This is a genomic window from Flagellimonas crocea (assembly GCF_033441595.1).
GTDB lineage: Bacteria > Bacteroidota > Bacteroidia > Flavobacteriales > Flavobacteriaceae > Flagellimonas > Flagellimonas crocea.
In genome coordinates this window covers 95527-114222 of sequence record NZ_JAUZVX010000006.1, presented here as the reverse complement: position 1 = coordinate 114222, position 18696 = coordinate 95527, and the positions used below count along the sequence as shown (strand labels likewise).

General features: G+C 42.9%; 18 protein-coding genes and 1 other RNA gene. 10 read left to right on the top strand and 9 right to left on the bottom strand.

Translation table 11 applies throughout. The annotated features are described in order from the left end of the window. The first annotated feature begins 204 nt into the window (after nt 1–204). From thrA to thrC, 3 genes are read left to right on the top strand one after another with little or no spacing between them, the layout of a single operon-like run. Nucleotides 205–2649, top strand: coding sequence for a bifunctional aspartate kinase/homoserine dehydrogenase I (gene thrA, locus SD449_RS17930; protein WP_318312547.1), 2445 nt, complete (start codon nt 205–207; stop codon nt 2647–2649). Between the two features lie 3 nt (nt 2650–2652). Then, nucleotides 2653–3576 (top strand): homoserine kinase, encoded by a 924-nt coding sequence (locus tag SD449_RS17925; RefSeq protein ID WP_318312545.1) that lies wholly within the window; start codon nt 2653–2655, stop codon nt 3574–3576. 4 nt (nt 3577–3580) lie between these two features. Then, nucleotides 3581–4876 carry a threonine synthase gene (gene thrC / locus SD449_RS17920; RefSeq protein ID WP_318312543.1) on the top strand — a complete coding sequence of 432 codons (1296 nt, stop codon included), beginning with the start codon at nt 3581–3583 and terminating at the stop codon, nt 4874–4876. On the opposite strand, the gene SD449_RS17915 is transcribed toward thrC, so the two are convergent. Next, the gene (locus SD449_RS17915) at nt 4873–6489 is read right to left on the bottom strand and encodes an aminopeptidase P family protein (RefSeq protein WP_318312541.1); all 1617 of its coding nucleotides are present in this window, start codon (nt 6487–6489) and stop codon (nt 4873–4875) included. The genes thrC and SD449_RS17915 overlap by 4 nt on opposite strands. Before the next feature lie 141 nt (nt 6490–6630). On the opposite strand from SD449_RS17915, the gene gcvT reads away from it, so the two are divergent. From gcvT to SD449_RS17895, 4 genes are all read left to right on the top strand, one after another. Continuing rightward, on the top strand, nt 6631–7719 hold the full coding sequence (gene gcvT, locus SD449_RS17910; RefSeq protein ID WP_318312540.1) for a glycine cleavage system aminomethyltransferase GcvT: 1089 nt from the start codon (nt 6631–6633) through the stop codon (nt 7717–7719). A 7-nt stretch (nt 7720–7726) separates the two neighbouring features. Next, a complete protein-coding gene (locus SD449_RS17905) occupies nt 7727–8545 on the top strand; it encodes a sugar nucleotide-binding protein (protein ID WP_318312538.1) in 819 nt (272 codons plus the stop codon). A 48-nt stretch (nt 8546–8593) separates the two neighbouring features. Beyond that, nucleotides 8594–8881, top strand: coding sequence for a 4a-hydroxytetrahydrobiopterin dehydratase (locus SD449_RS17900; RefSeq protein WP_318312537.1), 288 nt, complete (start codon nt 8594–8596; stop codon nt 8879–8881). 65 nt (nt 8882–8946) lie between these two features. Beyond that, nucleotides 8947–9657: a YebC/PmpR family DNA-binding transcriptional regulator gene (locus SD449_RS17895; RefSeq protein WP_318312535.1), complete on the top strand. Its 711-nt coding sequence runs from the start codon at nt 8947–8949 to the stop codon at nt 9655–9657. 175 nt (nt 9658–9832) lie between these two features. On the opposite strand, the gene SD449_RS17890 is transcribed toward SD449_RS17895, so the two are convergent. The 7 genes from SD449_RS17890 to SD449_RS17860 form a co-directional block, all read right to left on the bottom strand. Beyond that, nucleotides 9833–10837 (bottom strand): amidohydrolase family protein, encoded by a 1005-nt coding sequence (locus tag SD449_RS17890; protein WP_318312534.1) that lies wholly within the window; start codon nt 10835–10837, stop codon nt 9833–9835. 150 nt (nt 10838–10987) lie between these two features. Then, the gene (locus SD449_RS17885) at nt 10988–11527 is read right to left on the bottom strand and encodes a 1-acyl-sn-glycerol-3-phosphate acyltransferase (protein ID WP_318312532.1); all 540 of its coding nucleotides are present in this window, start codon (nt 11525–11527) and stop codon (nt 10988–10990) included. Nucleotides 11528–11558: 31 nt separating this feature from the next. Then, on the bottom strand, nt 11559–12686 hold the full coding sequence (locus tag SD449_RS17880; protein ID WP_318312530.1) for an iron-containing alcohol dehydrogenase family protein: 1128 nt from the start codon (nt 12684–12686) through the stop codon (nt 11559–11561). After that, nucleotides 12670–13389 (bottom strand): HAD family hydrolase, encoded by a 720-nt coding sequence (locus SD449_RS17875; protein ID WP_318312529.1) that lies wholly within the window; start codon nt 13387–13389, stop codon nt 12670–12672. Before SD449_RS17875 ends, SD449_RS17880 begins: the two co-directional genes overlap by 17 nt. Then, nucleotides 13380–14093 (bottom strand): 3-deoxy-manno-octulosonate cytidylyltransferase, encoded by a 714-nt coding sequence (gene kdsB / locus SD449_RS17870; RefSeq protein ID WP_318312681.1) that lies wholly within the window; start codon nt 14091–14093, stop codon nt 13380–13382. Before kdsB ends, SD449_RS17875 begins: the two co-directional genes overlap by 10 nt. Before the next feature lie 40 nt (nt 14094–14133). Beyond that, nucleotides 14134–14706: a DUF4126 domain-containing protein gene (locus tag SD449_RS17865; RefSeq protein WP_404828078.1), complete on the bottom strand. Its 573-nt coding sequence runs from the start codon at nt 14704–14706 to the stop codon at nt 14134–14136. Nucleotides 14707–14730: 24 nt separating this feature from the next. Beyond that, a complete protein-coding gene (locus SD449_RS17860; protein ID WP_318312528.1) occupies nt 14731–16164 on the bottom strand; it encodes an ATP-dependent DNA helicase in 1434 nt (477 codons plus the stop codon). A 108-nt stretch (nt 16165–16272) separates the two neighbouring features. Here SD449_RS17860 and SD449_RS17855 point away from each other — a divergent pair, with 108 nt between their 5' ends. The 3 genes from SD449_RS17855 to SD449_RS17845 are packed head-to-tail and all read left to right on the top strand — an operon-like array spanning nt 16273 to nt 18365. Further along, nucleotides 16273–17010: a hypothetical protein gene (locus tag SD449_RS17855; RefSeq protein ID WP_318312527.1), complete on the top strand. Its 738-nt coding sequence runs from the start codon at nt 16273–16275 to the stop codon at nt 17008–17010. 2 nt (nt 17011–17012) lie between these two features. Beyond that, on the top strand, nt 17013–17825 hold the full coding sequence (locus SD449_RS17850; RefSeq protein ID WP_318312677.1) for a DUF3822 family protein: 813 nt from the start codon (nt 17013–17015) through the stop codon (nt 17823–17825). Then, nucleotides 17826–18365 (top strand): RsmD family RNA methyltransferase, encoded by a 540-nt coding sequence (locus SD449_RS17845; RefSeq protein ID WP_318312525.1) that lies wholly within the window; start codon nt 17826–17828, stop codon nt 18363–18365. On the opposite strand, the gene rnpB is transcribed toward SD449_RS17845, so the two are convergent. Then, nucleotides 18361–18696, bottom strand: an RNA gene (gene rnpB / locus SD449_RS17840) — RNase P RNA component class A. The genes SD449_RS17845 and rnpB overlap by 5 nt on opposite strands.

Here is an 18696-nt window from a genome sequence, read left to right as displayed (position 1 = left end):
TTGATGAAGTACACAAAAGTACTACATTTATCACCGCATTACAGAGCAATGGACTTAAAACAAACGGATAATAACCAAAATTTGATGGAATCCTTTTCATCTATTTTCACCTTCACTACCACCACCCCTTTGGGGTAAGTCTGCTATATATAATTCCGTCCGTTTTTTAATCTATTTAGAATTTTATTTCAACAACATTTCATTATGAAAGTTTTAAAATTTGGGGGCACTTCCGTTGCCAGCCCAGAAAATATCAATAAGGTCAAAAATATCCTAGGCAATCAGAAAAATGACCAGCTTGCAGTGGTAGTGTCGGCATTTGGCGGCGTTACGGACCTTCTTATCAACGCTTCCCGTTTGGCATCCGAACAAAATGAAAACTACAAGAACAGTCTAAAAGAAATCGAGGACCGACATATTGCCGCTATTCGGAAACTGATCCCCGTAAAATCCCAAAGTGCCGCCCTGAGCAAGGTAAAAAGTGAACTCAATATTTTGGAGACACTGCTGGAAGGTGCTTTCTTAATTGGTGAACTCACCCCAAAACTATCCGATAAAATCGTAAGCTACGGGGAACTGCTATCATCCTTCATTATCAGCGAATTTCTGAAGTCGGAAGGATTGGACGTCACCTTTAAGGATAGTAGGGAGCTTATCAAGACCGACAGCCATTTTGGCAAGGCCAATGTTGATTTCAAGATCACAAATGCGAATTGTGAAACGTTTTTTGCTTCCAACAATCACCAAATAACCATCCTGCCCGGTTTCGTCGCATCCAGTAAAAGCGATGACCTTACAACTTTGGGCAGGGGCGGTTCCGACTATACCGCAGCCATTATCGCTGCTGCCATAGATGCGGAGATTTTGGAAATATGGACCGATGTCAGCGGTATGTACACTGCAAACCCAAAACTGGTAAAACAGGCCAAATGCGTTGCCAATATCAGTTATGAAGAAGCCATGGAACTTTCCCATTTTGGCGCCAAAGTACTGTATCCCCCCACCATTCAGCCCGTATTGGGCAAAGCCATCCCCATTGCCATTAAAAATACCTTTGCCCCGGAAGAACCAGGAACATTGATTGCCAAAAACAATAATGGAAACGGAAAAACGGTTCGAGGTATCAGTCATGTGGGCAACATTAGCCTGCTTTCCCTTGAAGGTCCGGGAATGATAGGAATCCCAGGCATATCCAAACGTTTTTTCGAGACACTTTCAGTAAAAAACATCAGTATCGTACTGATTACCCAAGCATCCTCGGAACACTCCATTTGTGTAGGCATCGCCGATGAGGATGTGGATTTGGCAGCAGAAGCGGTCAACGAAACCTTTGAATTCGAGATTTCGACCAAAAAAATCAAACCCGTCATCGTTGAAAAGGATTTGACCATTATCGCCCTGGTCGGTGATAACATGAAAAGCCACCAAGGTCTGAGCGGAAAAATGTTCAGTACGTTGGGCAAAAACAATGTCAACATAAGAGCTATCGCCCAAGGAGCATCGGAGCGTAACATTTCGGCCGTAATCAAAAAAGACGATGTAAAAAAAGCACTAAATTCCCTGCACGAAACCTTTTTTGAGGAAAACATCAAACAGCTCAACCTATTTGTAATGGGCGTCGGCAATGTGGGTTCCAAATTCCTGCAACAGATCCGTCAACAGAAAAAATATTTAAAGGAAGAACTAAAGCTAAATGTTCGTGTTATCGGCATCAGCAACTCCAGAAAAATGGCCTTTGATGAGAGCGGTATTTCGCTCAAGGAATGGGAAAACATCCTAGATCAAGGGGAACCAGCGGACAGGGAAGCGTTTTTTGACCGCATCAATACGTTGAACTATCGCAATAGCATTTTTGTGGACAATACGGCCAGTGCCGAAGTTTCCAAAAGTTATTCTAGTTACCTCAAAAACAGTATATCCGTGGTTACTTGCAATAAAATTGCATCTTCATCGAATTACGAGTATTATAAGGAACTGAAGCAGTTGGCGAAGCAATATAATGCACCATATTTGTTTGAAACGAACGTTGGCGCGGGACTACCTATTCTTGACACTCTGAAACACCTAATTGCTTCCGGGGATAAAATCAGAAAGATTCAAGCAGTATTATCAGGCAGTTTGAATTTTGTCTTCAACACATTCGACGATTCCACTACCTTTCATGATGTGGTTAAACAGGCCCAACAGGAAGGTTACACCGAACCAGATCCAACCATTGACCTCAGTGGAGTGGACGTTATGCGAAAGATTCTGATTTTGGCTAGGGAGAGCGGTCATCAATTGGATATAGAGGATATCGAAAACGAATCCTTTCTGCCCAAGGAAAGCTTGGAGACCAAATCCAACGAAGCATTTTTTGAAAGCTTGAAGAAATATGAAACCGACTTTCAAAAATTGTACAAAGAGGCCAGTAATGCCGATAGCAAACTAAAATATGTCGCCCAGTTCGAAGATGGAAAGGCCAAGGTAGGCTTACAGCAAATACCTAAGGGACACGATTTTTACAACTTGGAGGGTAGCGACAATATAGTGCTGTTCTTCACCGACCGCTATGTAAAGCAACCCTTGATCATAAAAGGTGCCGGGGCAGGCGCCGATGTCACCGCATCGGGTATCTTTGCGGATATAGTTCGAATCGGAAATTTTTAAGGGATGGAAGAAATTAAGGTATTTTGCCCGGCAACCATAGCCAATGTCTCTTGCGGATTTGACGTGCTCGGTTTGGCACTCGACTCCGTGGGCGACGAAATGACGGTTCGAAAAATTGCTAAAAAAGGCATCCACATTACAAAAATATTGGGGCAAGACCTTCCTTTGGAAGCCGAGAAAAACGTGGCAGGAGTAGCTGGTCTGGCCCTATTGGCAAAAAGCGATTATGATGGTGGTTTTGAAATCGAAATCGATAAACGCATCAAACCAGGAAGTGGAATTGGCAGCAGTGCCGCAAGTTCCACGGGCGCTGTTTGGGCGATGAACGAATTGTTGGGCAGACCGTTTTCCAAACTGGAACTGGTACAATTTGCCATGCAAGGGGAAAAATTGGCCAGTGATGTGGCCCATGCCGATAATGTGGCGCCAGCCATTTATGGAGGCTTCACTTTGGTTCGCAGTTACGAACCGCTCGACATCGTTCCCATACCTACGCCTCCAGAATTGTTTGCGACGGTGATCCATCCACAAATCGAGATCAAGACATCGGACTCCCGAAAAATATTGAAGACCACTATTTCCATGCAACAGGGCATCCAGCAATGGGGCAATTTGGGAGGGTTGATTGCAGGGCTTTTCCAAAATGATTATGATCTTATCGGACGCTCACTGCACGACCATATCGTAGAGCCCATCCGTTCCATTTTGATTCCCGCTTTTGATGATATTAAGGCGAATGCACTGGAAGCAGGGGCTCTGGGAAGTGGAATTTCTGGCTCGGGCCCCTCTATTTTTGCTTTGAGCAAGGGCGAGGAAATCGCTAAACAGGTGGCCGAATCCATGAAAAATACCTATCAAAATATTGGAGTGGATTTCGATATCCATATTTCAAAAGTAAATAGCCAAGGCGTAAAGAAAATTGCTTGAATCCATGAAATTCTACAGTCTAAACAACCAAAACATAAAAGTTTCGTTCAAAGATGCCGTGATAGCAGGAATCGCTCCCGACAAGGGACTCTATTTTCCAGAGCGCATCACTCCGCTATCTGTTGATTTTTTTGAACAGATCGAACAGCTGTCCGATCACGAAATCGCTTTCCAGGCCATTCATCAATTTGTGAGCGAGGACATTCCAGATGAAGCTTTGAAAGAAATCATCGCCAACACTCTGGATTTTGATTTTCCCGTGGTCGATATTGAAGAAAATGTGGGAACATTGGAACTTTTCCATGGCCCTACGATGGCTTTTAAAGATGTTGGTGCACGATTTATGGCAAACTGTCTGGGCTACTTTTCACAAGGAGAAAAACAGGATGTTACCGTACTTGTTGCCACATCTGGGGATACTGGTGGTGCCGTTGCCAATGGCTTTTTAGGGGTTGATGGCGTAAAAGTGGTCATTCTCTACCCTAGCGGAAAGGTAAGCGAGATCCAAGAAAAACAGTTGACCACGCTTGGACAAAATATTGAAGCCATGGAAGTTGATGGCGTTTTTGATGATTGCCAACGCATGGTGAAGACAGCTTTTCTGGACACCGAAATTACCGACCACAAAAAACTGACCTCGGCCAACAGCATCAATGTGGCCAGGTGGTTGCCACAGTTGTTCTACTTTTTATTCGCTTACAAACAAGCGAAATCAAAAGGAAGGGAAATTGTCTTTTCCGTACCATCGGGAAATTTTGGAAACATTTGTGCGGGGATGGTAGCCCAAAAATTAGGGATGCCCGTCAAACACTTCGTGGCCTCCACCAATGTGAACGATGTGGTACCAAAGTTTATGGAAAGTGGGGTCTACGAACCCATGCCGTCCGTGGCAACCATTTCCAATGCCATGGACGTGGGAGACCCCAGTAATTTCGTCCGCATCAGGCATTTGTATCAAGATGATTTGGAAACGCTGAAAAAAAGTCTTTCCTCCCACTCCTTTACCGATGAAAACACCAAAGCAATCATGAAAGAGGTGTATTCCAAAACTGGCTATGTGATGGATCCCCATGGTGCCGTCGGTTATCTTGGACTAAAGGAATATCAGAAATCCGACCCGAATACCTTTGGTATTTTCTTGGAAACCGCCCATCCTGTCAAATTTTTGGATGTTGTGGAGGACACCTTGGAAATCAGCCCAAAGATTCCTCCCCAGATCATGAAAGTGATGGACAAAGAAAAAAAATCCTATAAAATATCATCTTACGAAGAGTTAAAACAATTTCTTCTTGATGATTAATCCAACTTGGGCAGTTTAAAACTGTCCAAGGGACTGGGTTGTTTCATTATTTTTTCGATTTCCTCAGCCTTTCGTGGTGCCATCCCAGAAAGATTTACGGGTCCATTCTCGGTAATCAGGATATCATCTTCGATCCTAACGGCAATGCCCCACCATTTTTCATCGCAATCACTGTTTTCTGGGATATAAATTCCTGGTTCCACGGTAATCACTTGATTGGGTTTAAACGCTTGATAGGTTCCTGCATCGTGAACATCCAATCCCAAATAATGGGATGTACCGTGCGGAAAATAGGTCCTGGCCTCTTTGGCGTCCTTGATAATGCCCAAATCCATCAATCCCTTGGTCACTACTTCCAAGGCAGCATTGTGCGGCTCACGAAAGGAAGCGCCGACCACACTTGCGGCAATCCCTGCTTCTTGGGCGTTGTACACAATATCGTAAATGGCTTTTTGCTCTGGTGAAAATTTCCCGTTGGCAGGTATGGTTCGGGTTACATCGGCGGTATAGCCATGATATTCCGCCCCCAAATCCATCAGCACCAAATCATCGCCGACCTTGGTCTTGTTGTTTTCAATATAGTGGAGAATACAGCCATTATGTCCGCCACCTACAATGGATGGGTAGCCTTCGTATTCGGCACCATATCTTTTATACACGTATTCGTGCACTCCTTGTATCTCGGTTTCTGACATATTGGGGTGCATGGCCTTCATCACCTCAATCTGGCCAACCGCAGAAATTTCAATGGCCTTTTTCAACAGCTTCATTTCCTCTGGGGTCTTATCTTGGCGTAATTCTGCCATTACCTTTGGTAAAATACTGGAATCCAAATTAGTGGAACGTTGAATCACCAGCACTTTGTTCTTGATTTCATCACGGATCTCATCATTATTGGCCTCTAGAAAATCGTTTAAGATATCATCCTCTTGCAATTCCGGGTAACGCTCCATGTAGCGTTCAATAGTTTCGGCCACATCGTTGTTGTTTTCGGGATTGGCGGTGGCTATTGTTTTATATAGACTGTTTCGTGTGGGATTATAATCCGATGGATAATTCGCCTTTATTTTAAAGGTTTTGATGAGATCAAATAAATCTGCTTTTCCAGATTTATCACGGTAATCATTCTGGAAATCAACAAATGAAACATTGTCAAAGGAGGTAAAATCCAAGGGGAAATTTTCAAATTCGCTTCCATTGTATACCATATTGAATCCCAATTGTTCCTTCACTCCTTCTACGCCCAAGCGTTTTCCTGTCCATTGCTCGGCTCTTGCATCCCTTTCCTGTACATAAAAAATCTCATCAAAGGTATTTCCTGAGGCATCGGTCTGCTCTTCGGAAAAAATAATCAATACGGCATTTGGTTCCTTGTACCCCGTTAAATAGTAAAAATTGGGATCTTGATGATATACGTAATCGACATCATTGGCGCGATTACGCTCTGCGTTGGCAAAAAGAACCACTGCGGTATTGGGGGGCAACTTCTCCCGAACAGCCTCCCTTCTATCTTTATGGAAATCGGCAGGTAAATAGTCGGTCGGCAAATCCTGTGAAATTGCCATGGTGGCAAAAAACAAAGCCGATAAAAGGCTTGCGGTCAATTTTAACATGCTTCAAATTTTTTGTCAAAATACGAATTTCGAACGTACTGCAACGACTGAAATGATTCAGTTTTAGCAAAATCATAATACCCTAAAGTGAGGGTATCCTTAATTAATTCTATAAATTTGCCCATCTTAAAAATAAAGTGGATGAAAAATACTGCACTTACAAAAACACATGAAGCTTTGGGGGCCAAAATGGTACCGTTTGCAGGTTACAGGATGCCCGTTTCTTATGAAGGCGTTAATATTGAGCACGAAACTGTCCGAAAGGCTGTCGGAGTGTTCGACGTTTCCCATATGGGGGAGTTTTTGATCGAAGGGCCAAGCGCTTTGGAGCTTATACAAAAAGTGAGCACCAACGATGCTTCCAAATTGACCGTTGGTAAGGCGCAGTATAGTTGTATGCCCAACGAAACGGGGGGCATTGTGGACGACCTTATTATTTATAGAATCAAAGACGAAACCTATCTTTTGGTGGTGAATGCATCCAACATTGACAAGGACTGGGAGCACATCTCCAAATACAATAAAAGTATTGGCGCGGACATGCGCAACTTATCCGATGACTATTCGCTGTTGGCGATCCAAGGACCAAAAGCGGTCGAAGCGATGCAATCTTTGACTTCCGTGGATTTGTCCTCCATCAAGTTCTACAACTTTGTCGTTGGCGATTTTGCTGGCATTGATCATGTCATCATTTCGGCAACGGGATATACAGGCTCAGGTGGTTTCGAAATCTACTGCAAGAATTCAGAAGTACAACAAGTGTGGGATAAAGTATTGGAAGCTGGTGCAGAGTTTGGCATAAAGCCCATTGGTTTGGCCGCTCGCGACACTTTACGTTTGGAAATGGGGTATTGCCTTTATGGCAACGATATTGATGACACCACCTCTCCTTTGGAGGCGGGTCTTGGTTGGATTACAAAGTTTACCAAAGATTTCGTCAACAGTCCCAATTTTGCAAAAGAAAAAGAAGCTGGTTCTAAACGAAAGCTGGTTGCTTTCCAAATGGAGGAGCGCGGCATTCCAAGAGCGGGATACCCTATTTTGGATGCCGATGGCAACGTAATCGGAAAGGTAACATCGGGCACCATGTCACCATCCCTTTCCAAGGGGATTGGTTTGGGCTATGTGACCACGGAACACTCTAAGTTGGACACACCTATTTTCATTCAAATAAGAATCAACAAAGTTCCTGCAACGGTCGTAAAACTGCCATTTTATAAAAATACCTAGTTAGCCTTTGGATAAAAAAAAGATATTGATATTGGGAGCGAGTGGATTTGTGGGCAATGCCATATACAAAGAACTCTGCTCCTATTTTGATACCTACGGCACCTACTTCTCCAACCGTTCCTTTGCAACGAACAAACAATTTATTCGGTACGATTTGGAGGAGGATGATATTTTCCAAGTGCTCAATCAAGTAAAACCCGATGTGATTATTTCATCGCTCCGCGGAAATTTTCCAGCACAGATACAGGCTCATCAGCACTTGATGGAGTATTTGATAAAATCCAAGGCCAAATTATATTTTATCTCCTCCGCCAATGTTTTTGATGCCTACAGCAAGTTTCCATCCTATGAACATGACAAAACCTTGTCGTTAAGTGTCTATGGAAGGTTAAAAATCAAGATCGAGAACATGATGATGCGTTTGCCCAAGGAGAAGACGGCCATTTTGAGGGTACCTATGGTATTTGGCAACTCGTCTCCGAGAATCAAGGAAATCAAGGAAAATATAGCGAACAACGAACCTATTGAAGTTTTTCCTAATTTGATCATTAACGTAACCAATGATGATCGGCTGACCCAACAAATACACTACCTCATCAACAGGAACAAAACGGGTATTTACCATTTGGGAAGCAGTGACCTTATCCAGCATGAGGAATTCATCAAAGAGGTAATAGAACACTTGGGAAATTACCATCCCGTGTACAAGCGGGTCTACACCACCAACGAGGATCGCTACTTAGCGGCTTTACCCAAAGACAACCTTCTACCCAAAAACTTGCGGATCAGTTGCCAAGAAATTATCGACCATCATCTCCCCGTATAGTTTTCTTTTCCCTATTTAATTGCTTATCTTCTAGGAAAACATAGAAACATGAAGAAGATGAACACCAATGAAATAGAAGCAGCCCTCAAAAACCTAACAGGCTGGGAACTAAAAGATGAAATAATCGAGAAGTCCTTCACCTTTAAAGATTTTAAAGAGGCCTTCTCCATGATGACGCACATCGCATTTGAATGTGAAAACCAACAACACCATCCCAACTGGGAAAATGTATACAACAATCTTACGGTTAAATTGAGCACGCACGATGCAAACGGCGTAACACAAAAGGACATCGACCTTGCCAAATCCATTGAAAAAATTGTAGGTCAACATTGAAAATATACATCTTGACAAAGGTTCATTTTTTACTAAATTTGCCTCCATCCAGAATTTAAGAATTTATGGGAAGAGCGTTCGAATTTAGAAAAGCACGGAAAATGAAGCGTTGGGCAGCTATGTCCAAAGCCTTCACCAGAATTGGAAAAGATATTGTAATGGCGGTCAAGGAAGGTGGACCTGACCCTGATGCCAATGCAAAACTGCGCGCCGTGATTCAGAATGCGAAGGCGGTGAATATGCCCAAGGACAACATTGAACGAGCCATAAAAAGGGCATCGGACAAAAACCAAGGGGATTACAAAGAAGTGCTTTTTGAAGGTTATGCACCCCACGGAATCGCCATTTTGATAGAGACCGCTACGGACAACAATACCAGAACGGTGGCCAATATCCGCAGTTATTTTAATAAATGTAACGGTAGTTTGGGTACTTCGGGTTCTGTGGAATTCATGTTCGACCATACCTGCAGTTTCACGATTAATGGCGAAGGGCTAGATTCCGAGGAATTGGAGCTTGAACTTATCGATTTTGGTGCCGAAGAGGTCTTTGTGGATGAAGATGGTATCCACATTTATGCCCCTTTTGAGAATTTCGGCGCCATTCAAAAAGAATTGGAATCAAGGGAAATTGAAATTATTTCATCTGGCTTTGATAGAATTCCCCAAGTGACCAAAGAACTGAATGAAGAAGAGGCGGCAGATGTTGAAAAACTGCTAGAAAAAATAGAGGAAGACGACGATGTACAGAACGTTTTCCACAGCATGAAAGAATAATGCTTTCCTAAGAATATAAAAAAGAGGTGTCTAAAAAGTGTTCATAACTTGATTTGTCAGGTTGAGCCTGTCGAAACCGACATTGATTATCAGTAAGTTGAAAATATTTCGACAAGCTCAATATGACATCGTATTACTTTTTAGACACCTCTTTTTTATTTAGGCAATCACCATATTATTCAAACTTGGAGGCATCCAAATTAAAGAACCGTACCGCATTGTTGAAAAAGATATCGCGTTTTTGTTCTTCAGAAAGATAGTTGGCACTTTCAATTACCTGGATTGAGGTTTCCAAAAGCTCTGGCCAGATCATTAAATCTGTTCCGTACATAATTCTTTTGGCAAAACCTGCCTGTACCAATCGTTTGAGGTAAGCATGGATTTCTTCCAGCGGATATGACCAAATAAACCCTGCTAAATCCACATATACATAAGCATTCGCACCCATAAGCGCAATCATTTGGTCGACCATGGGGTAACCCGCATGCATTACCCAAATTTTTAATTTTGGATGCCTTGCCAACATATCTTCCAACAAAAATGGCTGTCCCAATGAGGCTCTGTACTGAGGGCGGCTAAGGTTGGCCATACCATTGCCGCCAGTTCCCATATGTATTCCTACAGGGATTCCCAATTCTTCGGCAACGCCAAAGTATTCGTCCAACGACATATCGCTGGGAGACATTCCTTGATATTGCGGGGCTACTTCACCCATGACCTTATAAAATCCGGTGGACAGTGAATCCCTGAAAGCTTCGACCGTCATCTGGTTCGCATTGCTGATTCCCAATGATGGAATGATATGATCCGGGGCCGCTTTATGCCATCTGTGGATTGTTTTAGCATCCCCACTGACCACCATGGTAATGTTCAATTCTTTATTTGCCCTGAGTATGGCAGCATCCATTTCGGCATCTGTCTTGGCCGGCTGCAAGGGCGAAATACAACCGCTGTTCATAAAAGAGGGCGGTTCTTGGTTTGGACCGCTTCCAGGCATATCCTTTAAAAACCAAGGGCATAAAGGAGAGGCATTGGGGTTGCCGCCCATAGCATGCACATGCACATCAATAATGGGCAATCTTTTTTTTGAATCCTGGGCACTTGAGGATGAAACAAAGAAAAAAAACAGCAAGCACCCGAGTGCTGCTTTTCCGTTAAATTGTAAGGTTGAAAATCTCATAAATAGTTTGTTAGTTAATAAGGCTTTCAAGTTAGTATTTTAATCAAAAAGAATACCTTAAGATGGAATACAATTCGGTGAAGATGCCCATAAAAAGGAGCTATTTTGTGATATTTGAAGCTAGCCTTTTAAAGAAGTACGAAGCCGTGGCTAAAAACTATATTCGGGGACTTTTCCAAGAACACCGGTATAGAAGTCACGGATTACCTGAAAATCTTTGGTCTGATTGTCCGAAGGAAAGAAAGTGGGTCCTATTTTAATCTCCTTTTTTCCAAAATCAAAAGCTACCATAACAATGGGGACGTTGGCTTTTTTGGCAATATGGTAGAACCCCGATCTAAGCTCTGTGACCTTTTTCCGGGTACCCTCGGGAGCCAAGGCCAACCGAAAAATTTTTCTACTATCGAAAATCCGGACAATGTTGTCCACCGTATTGGAGCTTTTGGACCGATCAACCGGCGCACCTCCCGTCCACCTGAAAAACCATCCAAAAGGTGGTTTAAATAGGCTCTTTTTCCCGATGTAGTTGATTTCTTTATTGATGACTTTACGAATCAAAAGTCCCAAAAAGAAGTCTATCCAATGGGTGTGTGGCACTACGATAACTACGCACTTATCCAAATCGGGGAAATTACCGTTGAGTTTCCATCCCAATAGTCTGAAATACACAAATTTTGCGAGCGACTGCATTCTTTTCAACCCGATTTATCGAGTCCGATTGTTATATTTTTTCGTATAGGGATTGAAGACGTTCTGGTGTCATAACGGTCTTCCAATCATTTCCCAAGGCATTTTCCCAAAGTGGTTCCAAGCCCATGGAAATATTGACCATGACATCAAAATCGTTCTGTGTAAGGTCTGCACATATCCCTTTCGGCAAGCTAATTTTATGCTTATCCAACATTTTATTGAACAGGGCAACGCCTTCCGGATAAAACTCCTCTAAATGTTGAAAAACCAAACAGTTCCCGATGCCGTGCTTTACCCCTAAAAGGTAAGATAGACCATAGCTCATGGCGTGCGCCACTCCTACTTGGGAATATGCTATGCTCATTCCGCCATGCCAAGAGGCCATCATGAGCTTGTCCCTTGATTCCTCTGCCGGAATATCTCCCAGAAAAACTTCTTTACAAAGTTCCATGGCCGTCTCACCATAACTTTGGCTAAAGGCATTCAAATAAGTACCTGTCAACGACTCTACACAATGTATAAAACAGTCCATTCCCGTGTAGAACCATTGTTCTTTTGGCACTGTTTTGCTAAAATCGGGGTCTAACAGCACCTGATCAAATGGGGTGAAGTCCGAATTGATGCCCAATTTTTTTTCTGGACCCAGAAGTACCGTTGTTCGAGATACTTCGGCCCCTGTTCCGCTAATGGTAGGAATCCCAACATGATACAAGGCAGGTTTGTTTACCAAATCCCAACCTTGGTAATCCTTTGCCAATCCTTTGTTACTCAACAAAATGGAGACTGCCTTGGCCAAATCCAAAAGGGTCCCACCGCCGATTCCGATAATTCCGGAAGGCAGTTCACTGTACTTTTCACGAATCTGGGCCACAAGTGCATCCACTTGGGCCGTTTTCGGTTCCTCGTCCGCCGAAATAAAGATTACTTCGTCATTGAAAATGACGGGGATTTTTGACAAGAACTCTTTACTCTCAAAAAAATCATCCACCAAAAAAATAAATGGAGCTTCCGAGCTTTTACGCTGTGGCAACAAAATATCGCCCAATTGCGAAAAACATCCCGACCCAAATATAACCCTGGGCACCATGGGAAAGTTCTTGTACATTGTTTTATGGGTTGAGGGTGCTTCTTCTTTTTTCAAATTATTTTCTGTCTTCATCAGTTTCCAAATACTTCAAAATATCCTTGAGGCTATTCAATTTTAGATGGTCGTTCACCATTTCATCCTCGGATACCAATTCATGGGCCCAAGTGGTATGGAATGGAACATGTACCGCCTTGGCCCCAATATTCAATATAGGCAATACATCCGACTTAAGGGAATTGCCGATCATTAAAAATTCGTTGACATCTATATTCAAATGTTCCAACAAATTACTGTAATTGTTTTCTTTTTTATCGCTCAATACTTCTACATGATGAAAATATTTGGAAAGCCCAGATCGCTCCAATTTTCTTTCTTGGTCCAATAGGTCGCCTTTTGTCAGGACTATCAGCCTATATTTCCCCATCAATGTGGATAGTACTTCTTCCACGCCGTCAAGAAGCTCTACAGGATGCGATATCATTTTTTTTCCAAGATCTAAAATCTTTCCAATGGTGTCCTGCGAAACTTGATTGTTCGAAAGGTCCAGGGCGGATTCGATCATGGACAGCATAAATCCCTTGATACCGTATCCATAAGTATCCAAGTTCGCCATTTCCATTTTAAAAAGCTCCTGGTCTATCTTGTTTTTGGTCTCATACTTCTCCAGCAGCTCCGCAAACTTTTCTTCCGTGTCACGGAAATAGGTCTCGTTTACCCAAAGGGTATCATCCGCGTCAAAACCGATTACCTTAATATGGGAAAAATCTACTTCCATACCTTTCTTGCTCGTTCCAAATCTTCCGGGGTGTCAATTTCGATGCCGGTAACGTGGGTTTCCACCATCTTTATTTTTTTGCAATATTCCAAAAATCGTATGGCCTCTATCTTCTCTTTTGCTTCCAAAGGTAGCATGGGCAATTGCTGGAAGTCCATCAGTGCGCGTTTTCGAAAAGCGTACACTCCTTTGTGCTTATAATATGTTGCCTCAACTTCCTTATCTCTTGGATATGGTATCGGTGACCTGGAAAAATACAGGGCAAAATCCTGATTGTCCACAATGACCTTTACGGTATTGGGGTTGGATATTTCTTCCCAATCCGTAATCGGGGTCATCAATGATGCCAAATCGATTTCCTTTGCAGTATCGTTTTTGAACACCTTGATGATCTTTGCCAAGCTTTCGGTATCGATAAATGGCTCATCTCCCTGAACATTGATCACAATATCCACATCCATGTCCTCAACGGCCTCTGCGATTCTATCACTGCCGCTTTCATGTGTTTTTTTGCTCATGATCACCTTGCCCCCGGCCTGCGTGATCACATCGGAAATCACCTCACTATCCGTCACCACATAAACTTCATTAAAAAGTGCGGTGTTCACAGCCGCCTCATATGTTCGGACAATCACGGGTTTTCCGCCAAGGTCCTGCATCAGTTTAGCGGGAAACCGTGAGGCTTGATAGCGGGCGGGAATCATGGAAATTATATTCACTTTAAATTGAATTGTTATATAAGCGTTATCTCCTTTTTGGTCTTATCTTTCTGTATATCCTGAAAATTATCAACAGTATAATAATGACCAGAATCGCGGCAATGGGCGGTACAATAATGGATGCCGTACTGACGGCCACTGCAGTCCCAGTCTCCAGAGTGGAAACCAAAGGATTGGCCAATCCTCCGGTGGTGCCCGTGGAAGCCAACCTTCCCGCAGCGTTCGCCCCTTTGATCATCGTTGCCGTGCCCCCTCCTGCAATTATGGCCAAGGACAAAGTAACCACTGGATCCAAATCTGCAGCGGTAGAAACTACAACTGCAGTACCCGCAATCCCAGCAAGTGGAATGGCGATACTGTCGAGCACATTGTCCACCCAAGGGATAAAATAGGCGAAAATCTCCACCATTGTGGCCACGCCCAGAGTGATCAGCGCGGTTAGACTACCGATCCATTCCCAGTTTTCATTGAGGTCCCAAACTCCCATGTATGCCGCAAAACTAAGAGCAAAAAGGGGCAAGAAAACACGAAAACCAACGGAAGCAGCCAACCCGATCCCGAGGAACAAACTTATTATGGTATCTGGTTCAATATTCATGTCGATGTCTAAAATAGGGTATTCCTACTCAAGAAAAAAATCATCCTTGAAACCTATAAGGAAGAGTTGACGTTGCGCCCTTGTCACAGCGGTATACAGCCATCTTAGATAATCCTTGTCCACCCCATTGGGCAGGTAGGGCTGCTCCACAAAAACCGTGTCCCATTGGCCTCCTTGGGATTTGTGGCAGGTAATGGCGTAGGAAAATTTGACCTGTAGTGCATTAAAGAACCTGTTGTTCTTTACGCCCAAAAACTTTTTGTACTTGGATTTTTCGTGGGCATAATCCTTCATTACCTCTTGATATAGCTTGTTGCCATCCTCATAGGACAAGGATGGCGTCTCCGCCGCAATGGTATCCAACAGAAGAACGGTCTCAAATGGCTTTTGATTCGGGTAGTCCACCATTTTCACCTTCACTTCGGCAAACTTGAATCCATAGAGTTCTTTGATGGCAAAAAGTTCCAAAACCTCTATAATGTCACCATTGGCAATAAATCCGGCTTCGGAATTCGGCTTTAGCCAGAAGTAGTTGTTCTTTACGACCATCATAAAATCCCCAACAGAAATCTCGTTGTCCAAAAATAGGATACGCTCCCTAATATTTTGGTTGTACAGGTTGGCTCTTTTGTTCGAACGTACGATTATGGCCGTATCCTCTTTTCCATTTTGACTGTATGAAGAATCAATGGCCTCTTGGATTTCCGTTCCATCGATCAAACGGACGATATCCTTATAATGGCCCAGTTCAAATTTAAAATCTTCAAAATATTCCGATTGCAACTGCTCCCGGAGATTGGTTGCGTTATGGAGTATGCCGGACCCGTCCGATTGACGCATCACTTCATCCAGCTCCAAACACTCCACTTCCTTATCATAGTTTAAGGACAACCGTTTTTCATCCAAGGCCGGGCTCAACTCCAATTTCACGGGAGGCAACTGGGCGGTATCCCCTATCAATATCAGCTTACAGTTGTGCCCCGAATGCACATATAACATAAGGTCGTCCAATAAGGAACCATTCTCAAAAAGTTTGGAATCGGCCGGCGTATCGGGAATCATGGAGGCTTCATCCACAATAAATACAGTGTTCCGATGCTTGTTCGGGGCCAGTACAAATTGAATCCCTCCCCCGCTCTGTTTTTTTGGGAAATAGATTTTTTTGTGAATGGTGAAGGCCTTGTTGCCGGAATAAACGGACATTACTTTGGCTGCCCTACCGGTGGGTGCCATTAAAACGGCGCTCATTTTAACTTTCCAAAGGCTGCTTACCAGAGTCGCCACCAAAGTGGTTTTTCCCGTTCCGGCAAACCCTTTTAAAAGGAACACATCATCCTTTCTTCCCTCTAAGATAAAGTTAGCCAGCATTTTAAGTGCCAAGCCTTGTTTTTCGGTAGGTACGTGGGGGAATTTTTCGTTTAAAATCTTTAAAAATCCAGTTGCGTCAAAATCCTTCATGAGCGCTAAATATAGCGGTCTTTTTTAAAGCAAAAAGTTTTCCAATAAAAAAAATATTGTAGATTTGTCAGTAACCACTAAATTAACTTTTGAAAGACAGTATCAGATATGTTAAACTTAATTCTTATTGTTGTATTAATATGCCTTGTGACCGTAGGGCTTGTTTTCGTGATCGATAGATTTTTACCTCAAAAAGTAAAGCCGGTCCTTATAATTTTATTCGGACTATTGAGTATTTTCTTAGGGTATAAAATTTATGATTCCATCAATGCCCCTATCAAATTCAATAAAGTAAGAAACGAAAGATTTACGGCAGTTATCAACAACTTAAAAGACATCCGGGATTCCCAAGAAGCTTACAAAACCGTAAATGGAAAGTATGCAGGGAATTTTGAAAGCTTGATAAAATTTATCGACACCGGCAATTACACCATCACCACACAGCGTGACTCTTCTTTCATGAGATACGACAAAGTATATCAGATTGAAATGCAACAAGATACCGTAATCGTGGATACTTTGGGAACAGTTAAGGTCAAAGACTCTCTTTTTGGCGCCGACGACCGTTACAAAACAATGATGAACGTTCCTTTCGCCCAAAATGATGAGAAATTTGAAATGAAGGCGGATATTATCGACAAAAGTGGATACAAGGCTCCCGTTTTTGAGGCCAAAGTGAAGAAAAATGTTGTGCTTTATGACCAGCCTGAAGATTTGGTAGAGAAAGAAAACTCCTATCAAAGTGTGGAAGAGGTCAACGGTACAGAAATTAAGGTTGGTTCCCTTACCGATGTAAGTACAAACGGTAACTGGCCGCCTAAATATGATAGGAAAAAAAGGAATTAGCTATAGAACAGCAAGATTCAAATAGCAATAATAGAAAACTGTCCATTCAAGCTGGCTTGAATGGACTTTCTTTTTGTGTATTGGACACCATTACACATAAGATTCTTGCGTTTGAAAAAGTAAATTTCAAATCGCAGCTCACCCCCTACCTCATGCTCAAAGAGCTCAAGGAAAAACTCAACAAAGAGGGAGACGTTGGAAGAAACTTTTCAGAAGTGCTCGTTATCCACAAAAACAATATGTTCGGATTGGTACCCAAACCTCTTTTCAATGAAGAAGAGTTGCCGAACTATTTGAAATTCAATGCCAAGATCATGCCCAATGATCTTATTGCACACGATGAGATCCCAAATCAGGACATAATCAACGTTTACGTTCCCTACACGAATGTAAACAACTACATCTTTGAACTTTTTGGTGAGTTTGAGTTCAAACATAGCGGCACCGTGCTCATCAACACACTTTTAAAGCAAAACAGGACCACCATAGACCCCGTCTGCTACATTCAAGTCTCCGAGAGGGAAATGGAGATGATGGTCATATCTGATAAAAAATTGCTCTTCTACAACCAGTTCGAATATAAGAACAAAGAGGATTTTCTATACTACCTATTGTTCAGTTTGGAGCAGTTGCAAATGGATGTGGAAAAAATTCAGCTTAGGCTTTTTGGGACCATCGAAGAAGGTGACGCCATTTACGAACTTTGTTACAAGTATATTAAAAATGTTGCGGTCTTTGTGCCCAGCAATCCTTCCTTTCCTTTGGAACAATTGGAAAATGAAAGCATCGACTTTTCTATTCTAAGCGCTCTTTAAATGCGGATTATCTCAGGAAAATATAAAGGCAGAAGATTGATTGCCCCTAAAAAACTGCCCGTACGGCCCACTACCGATATGGCGAAAGAAGCCCTGTTCAATATTTTGAACAACAGGTTCCATTTTGACGAGCTCAAAGTTCTCGATTTATTCTCGGGAACAGGAAATATCAGTTATGAGTTCGCTTCCCGGGGAACGGAAAAAATAACGGCGGTAGATGGTTTTCAAGGGTGCGTTCGATATATCTCCAAAACAGCACGAGAACTGGATTTTTCAATCCAAACAATTAAATCCGATGTCTTCAAGTTCTTGCAGGGAATCCCTGAAAAGTTCGACCTTATTTTCGCCGACCCGCCCTACGATTTAAGCACCGAACAGTTTTTGAACATAGCCAATCTGGTTTTTGAGAAAGAGATCTTATTGGAAGATGGTGTTTTGATCATTGAACATTCCGACCAGACAGACCTCTCCGTCCACCCCCATTTTTCGGAACAAAGAAAATATGGCGGTAGTGTTTTCAGTTTTTTTGAAATAGAATAAAAGCAGGCCATAAGCCGGATTCTGTACATCCACGAAATAGTTTCGGGAGTCCTTATCATTTATCTAGACCAATGGTTGCCCATTGGTTCGAACCGCCTACCCTCCAACTGGGGCGTGCAGCCCTCTCCCGGTAACCGGGACGTTGGTTTACATGACGTTTCACCGCGTAGAGTTTACCTGATTTCACTACAGCCGAACTGTACTTGCTTTCTGTTGCACTGGTCCTCGCCTCACGGCGGACGGGCGTTACCCGCTATGCCGCACTTTGGTGTCCGGACTTTCCTCTTCAAGCACGGTTGCCCATGCTTGCAGCGATAAGGTGGCCTGCTGT

Bases quoted from the DNA above. Each gene is read 5' to 3' on its own strand.
- thrA (WP_318312547.1), top strand. From the start codon at position 205: ATGAAAGTTTTAAAATTTGGGGGCACTTCCGTTGCCAGCCCAGAAAAT.
- SD449_RS17925 (WP_318312545.1), top strand. From the start codon at position 2,653: ATGGAAGAAATTAAGGTATTTTGCCCGGCAACCATAGCCAATGTCTCT.
- thrC (WP_318312543.1), top strand. From the start codon at position 3,581: ATGAAATTCTACAGTCTAAACAACCAAAACATAAAAGTTTCGTTCAAA.
- SD449_RS17915 (WP_318312541.1), bottom strand. From the start codon at position 6,489: ATGTTAAAATTGACCGCAAGCCTTTTATCGGCTTTGTTTTTTGCCACC.
- gcvT (WP_318312540.1), top strand. From the start codon at position 6,631: ATGAAAAATACTGCACTTACAAAAACACATGAAGCTTTGGGGGCCAAA.
- SD449_RS17900 (WP_318312537.1), top strand. From the start codon at position 8,594: ATGAAGAAGATGAACACCAATGAAATAGAAGCAGCCCTCAAAAACCTA.
- SD449_RS17895 (WP_318312535.1), top strand. From the start codon at position 8,947: ATGGGAAGAGCGTTCGAATTTAGAAAAGCACGGAAAATGAAGCGTTGG.
- SD449_RS17890 (WP_318312534.1), bottom strand. From the start codon at position 10,837: ATGAGATTTTCAACCTTACAATTTAACGGAAAAGCAGCACTCGGGTGC.
- SD449_RS17885 (WP_318312532.1), bottom strand. From the start codon at position 11,527: ATGCAGTCGCTCGCAAAATTTGTGTATTTCAGACTATTGGGATGGAAA.
- SD449_RS17880 (WP_318312530.1), bottom strand. From the start codon at position 12,686: ATGAAGACAGAAAATAATTTGAAAAAAGAAGAAGCACCCTCAACCCAT.
- SD449_RS17875 (WP_318312529.1), bottom strand. From the start codon at position 13,389: ATGGAAGTAGATTTTTCCCATATTAAGGTAATCGGTTTTGACGCGGAT.
- kdsB (WP_318312681.1), bottom strand. From the start codon at position 14,093: ATGATTCCCGCCCGCTATCAAGCCTCACGGTTTCCCGCTAAACTGATG.
- SD449_RS17865 (WP_404828078.1), bottom strand. From the start codon at position 14,706: ATGAATATTGAACCAGATACCATAATAAGTTTGTTCCTCGGGATCGGG.
- SD449_RS17860 (WP_318312528.1), bottom strand. From the start codon at position 16,164: ATGAAGGATTTTGACGCAACTGGATTTTTAAAGATTTTAAACGAAAAA.
- SD449_RS17855 (WP_318312527.1), top strand. From the start codon at position 16,273: ATGTTAAACTTAATTCTTATTGTTGTATTAATATGCCTTGTGACCGTA.
- SD449_RS17845 (WP_318312525.1), top strand. From the start codon at position 17,826: ATGCGGATTATCTCAGGAAAATATAAAGGCAGAAGATTGATTGCCCCT.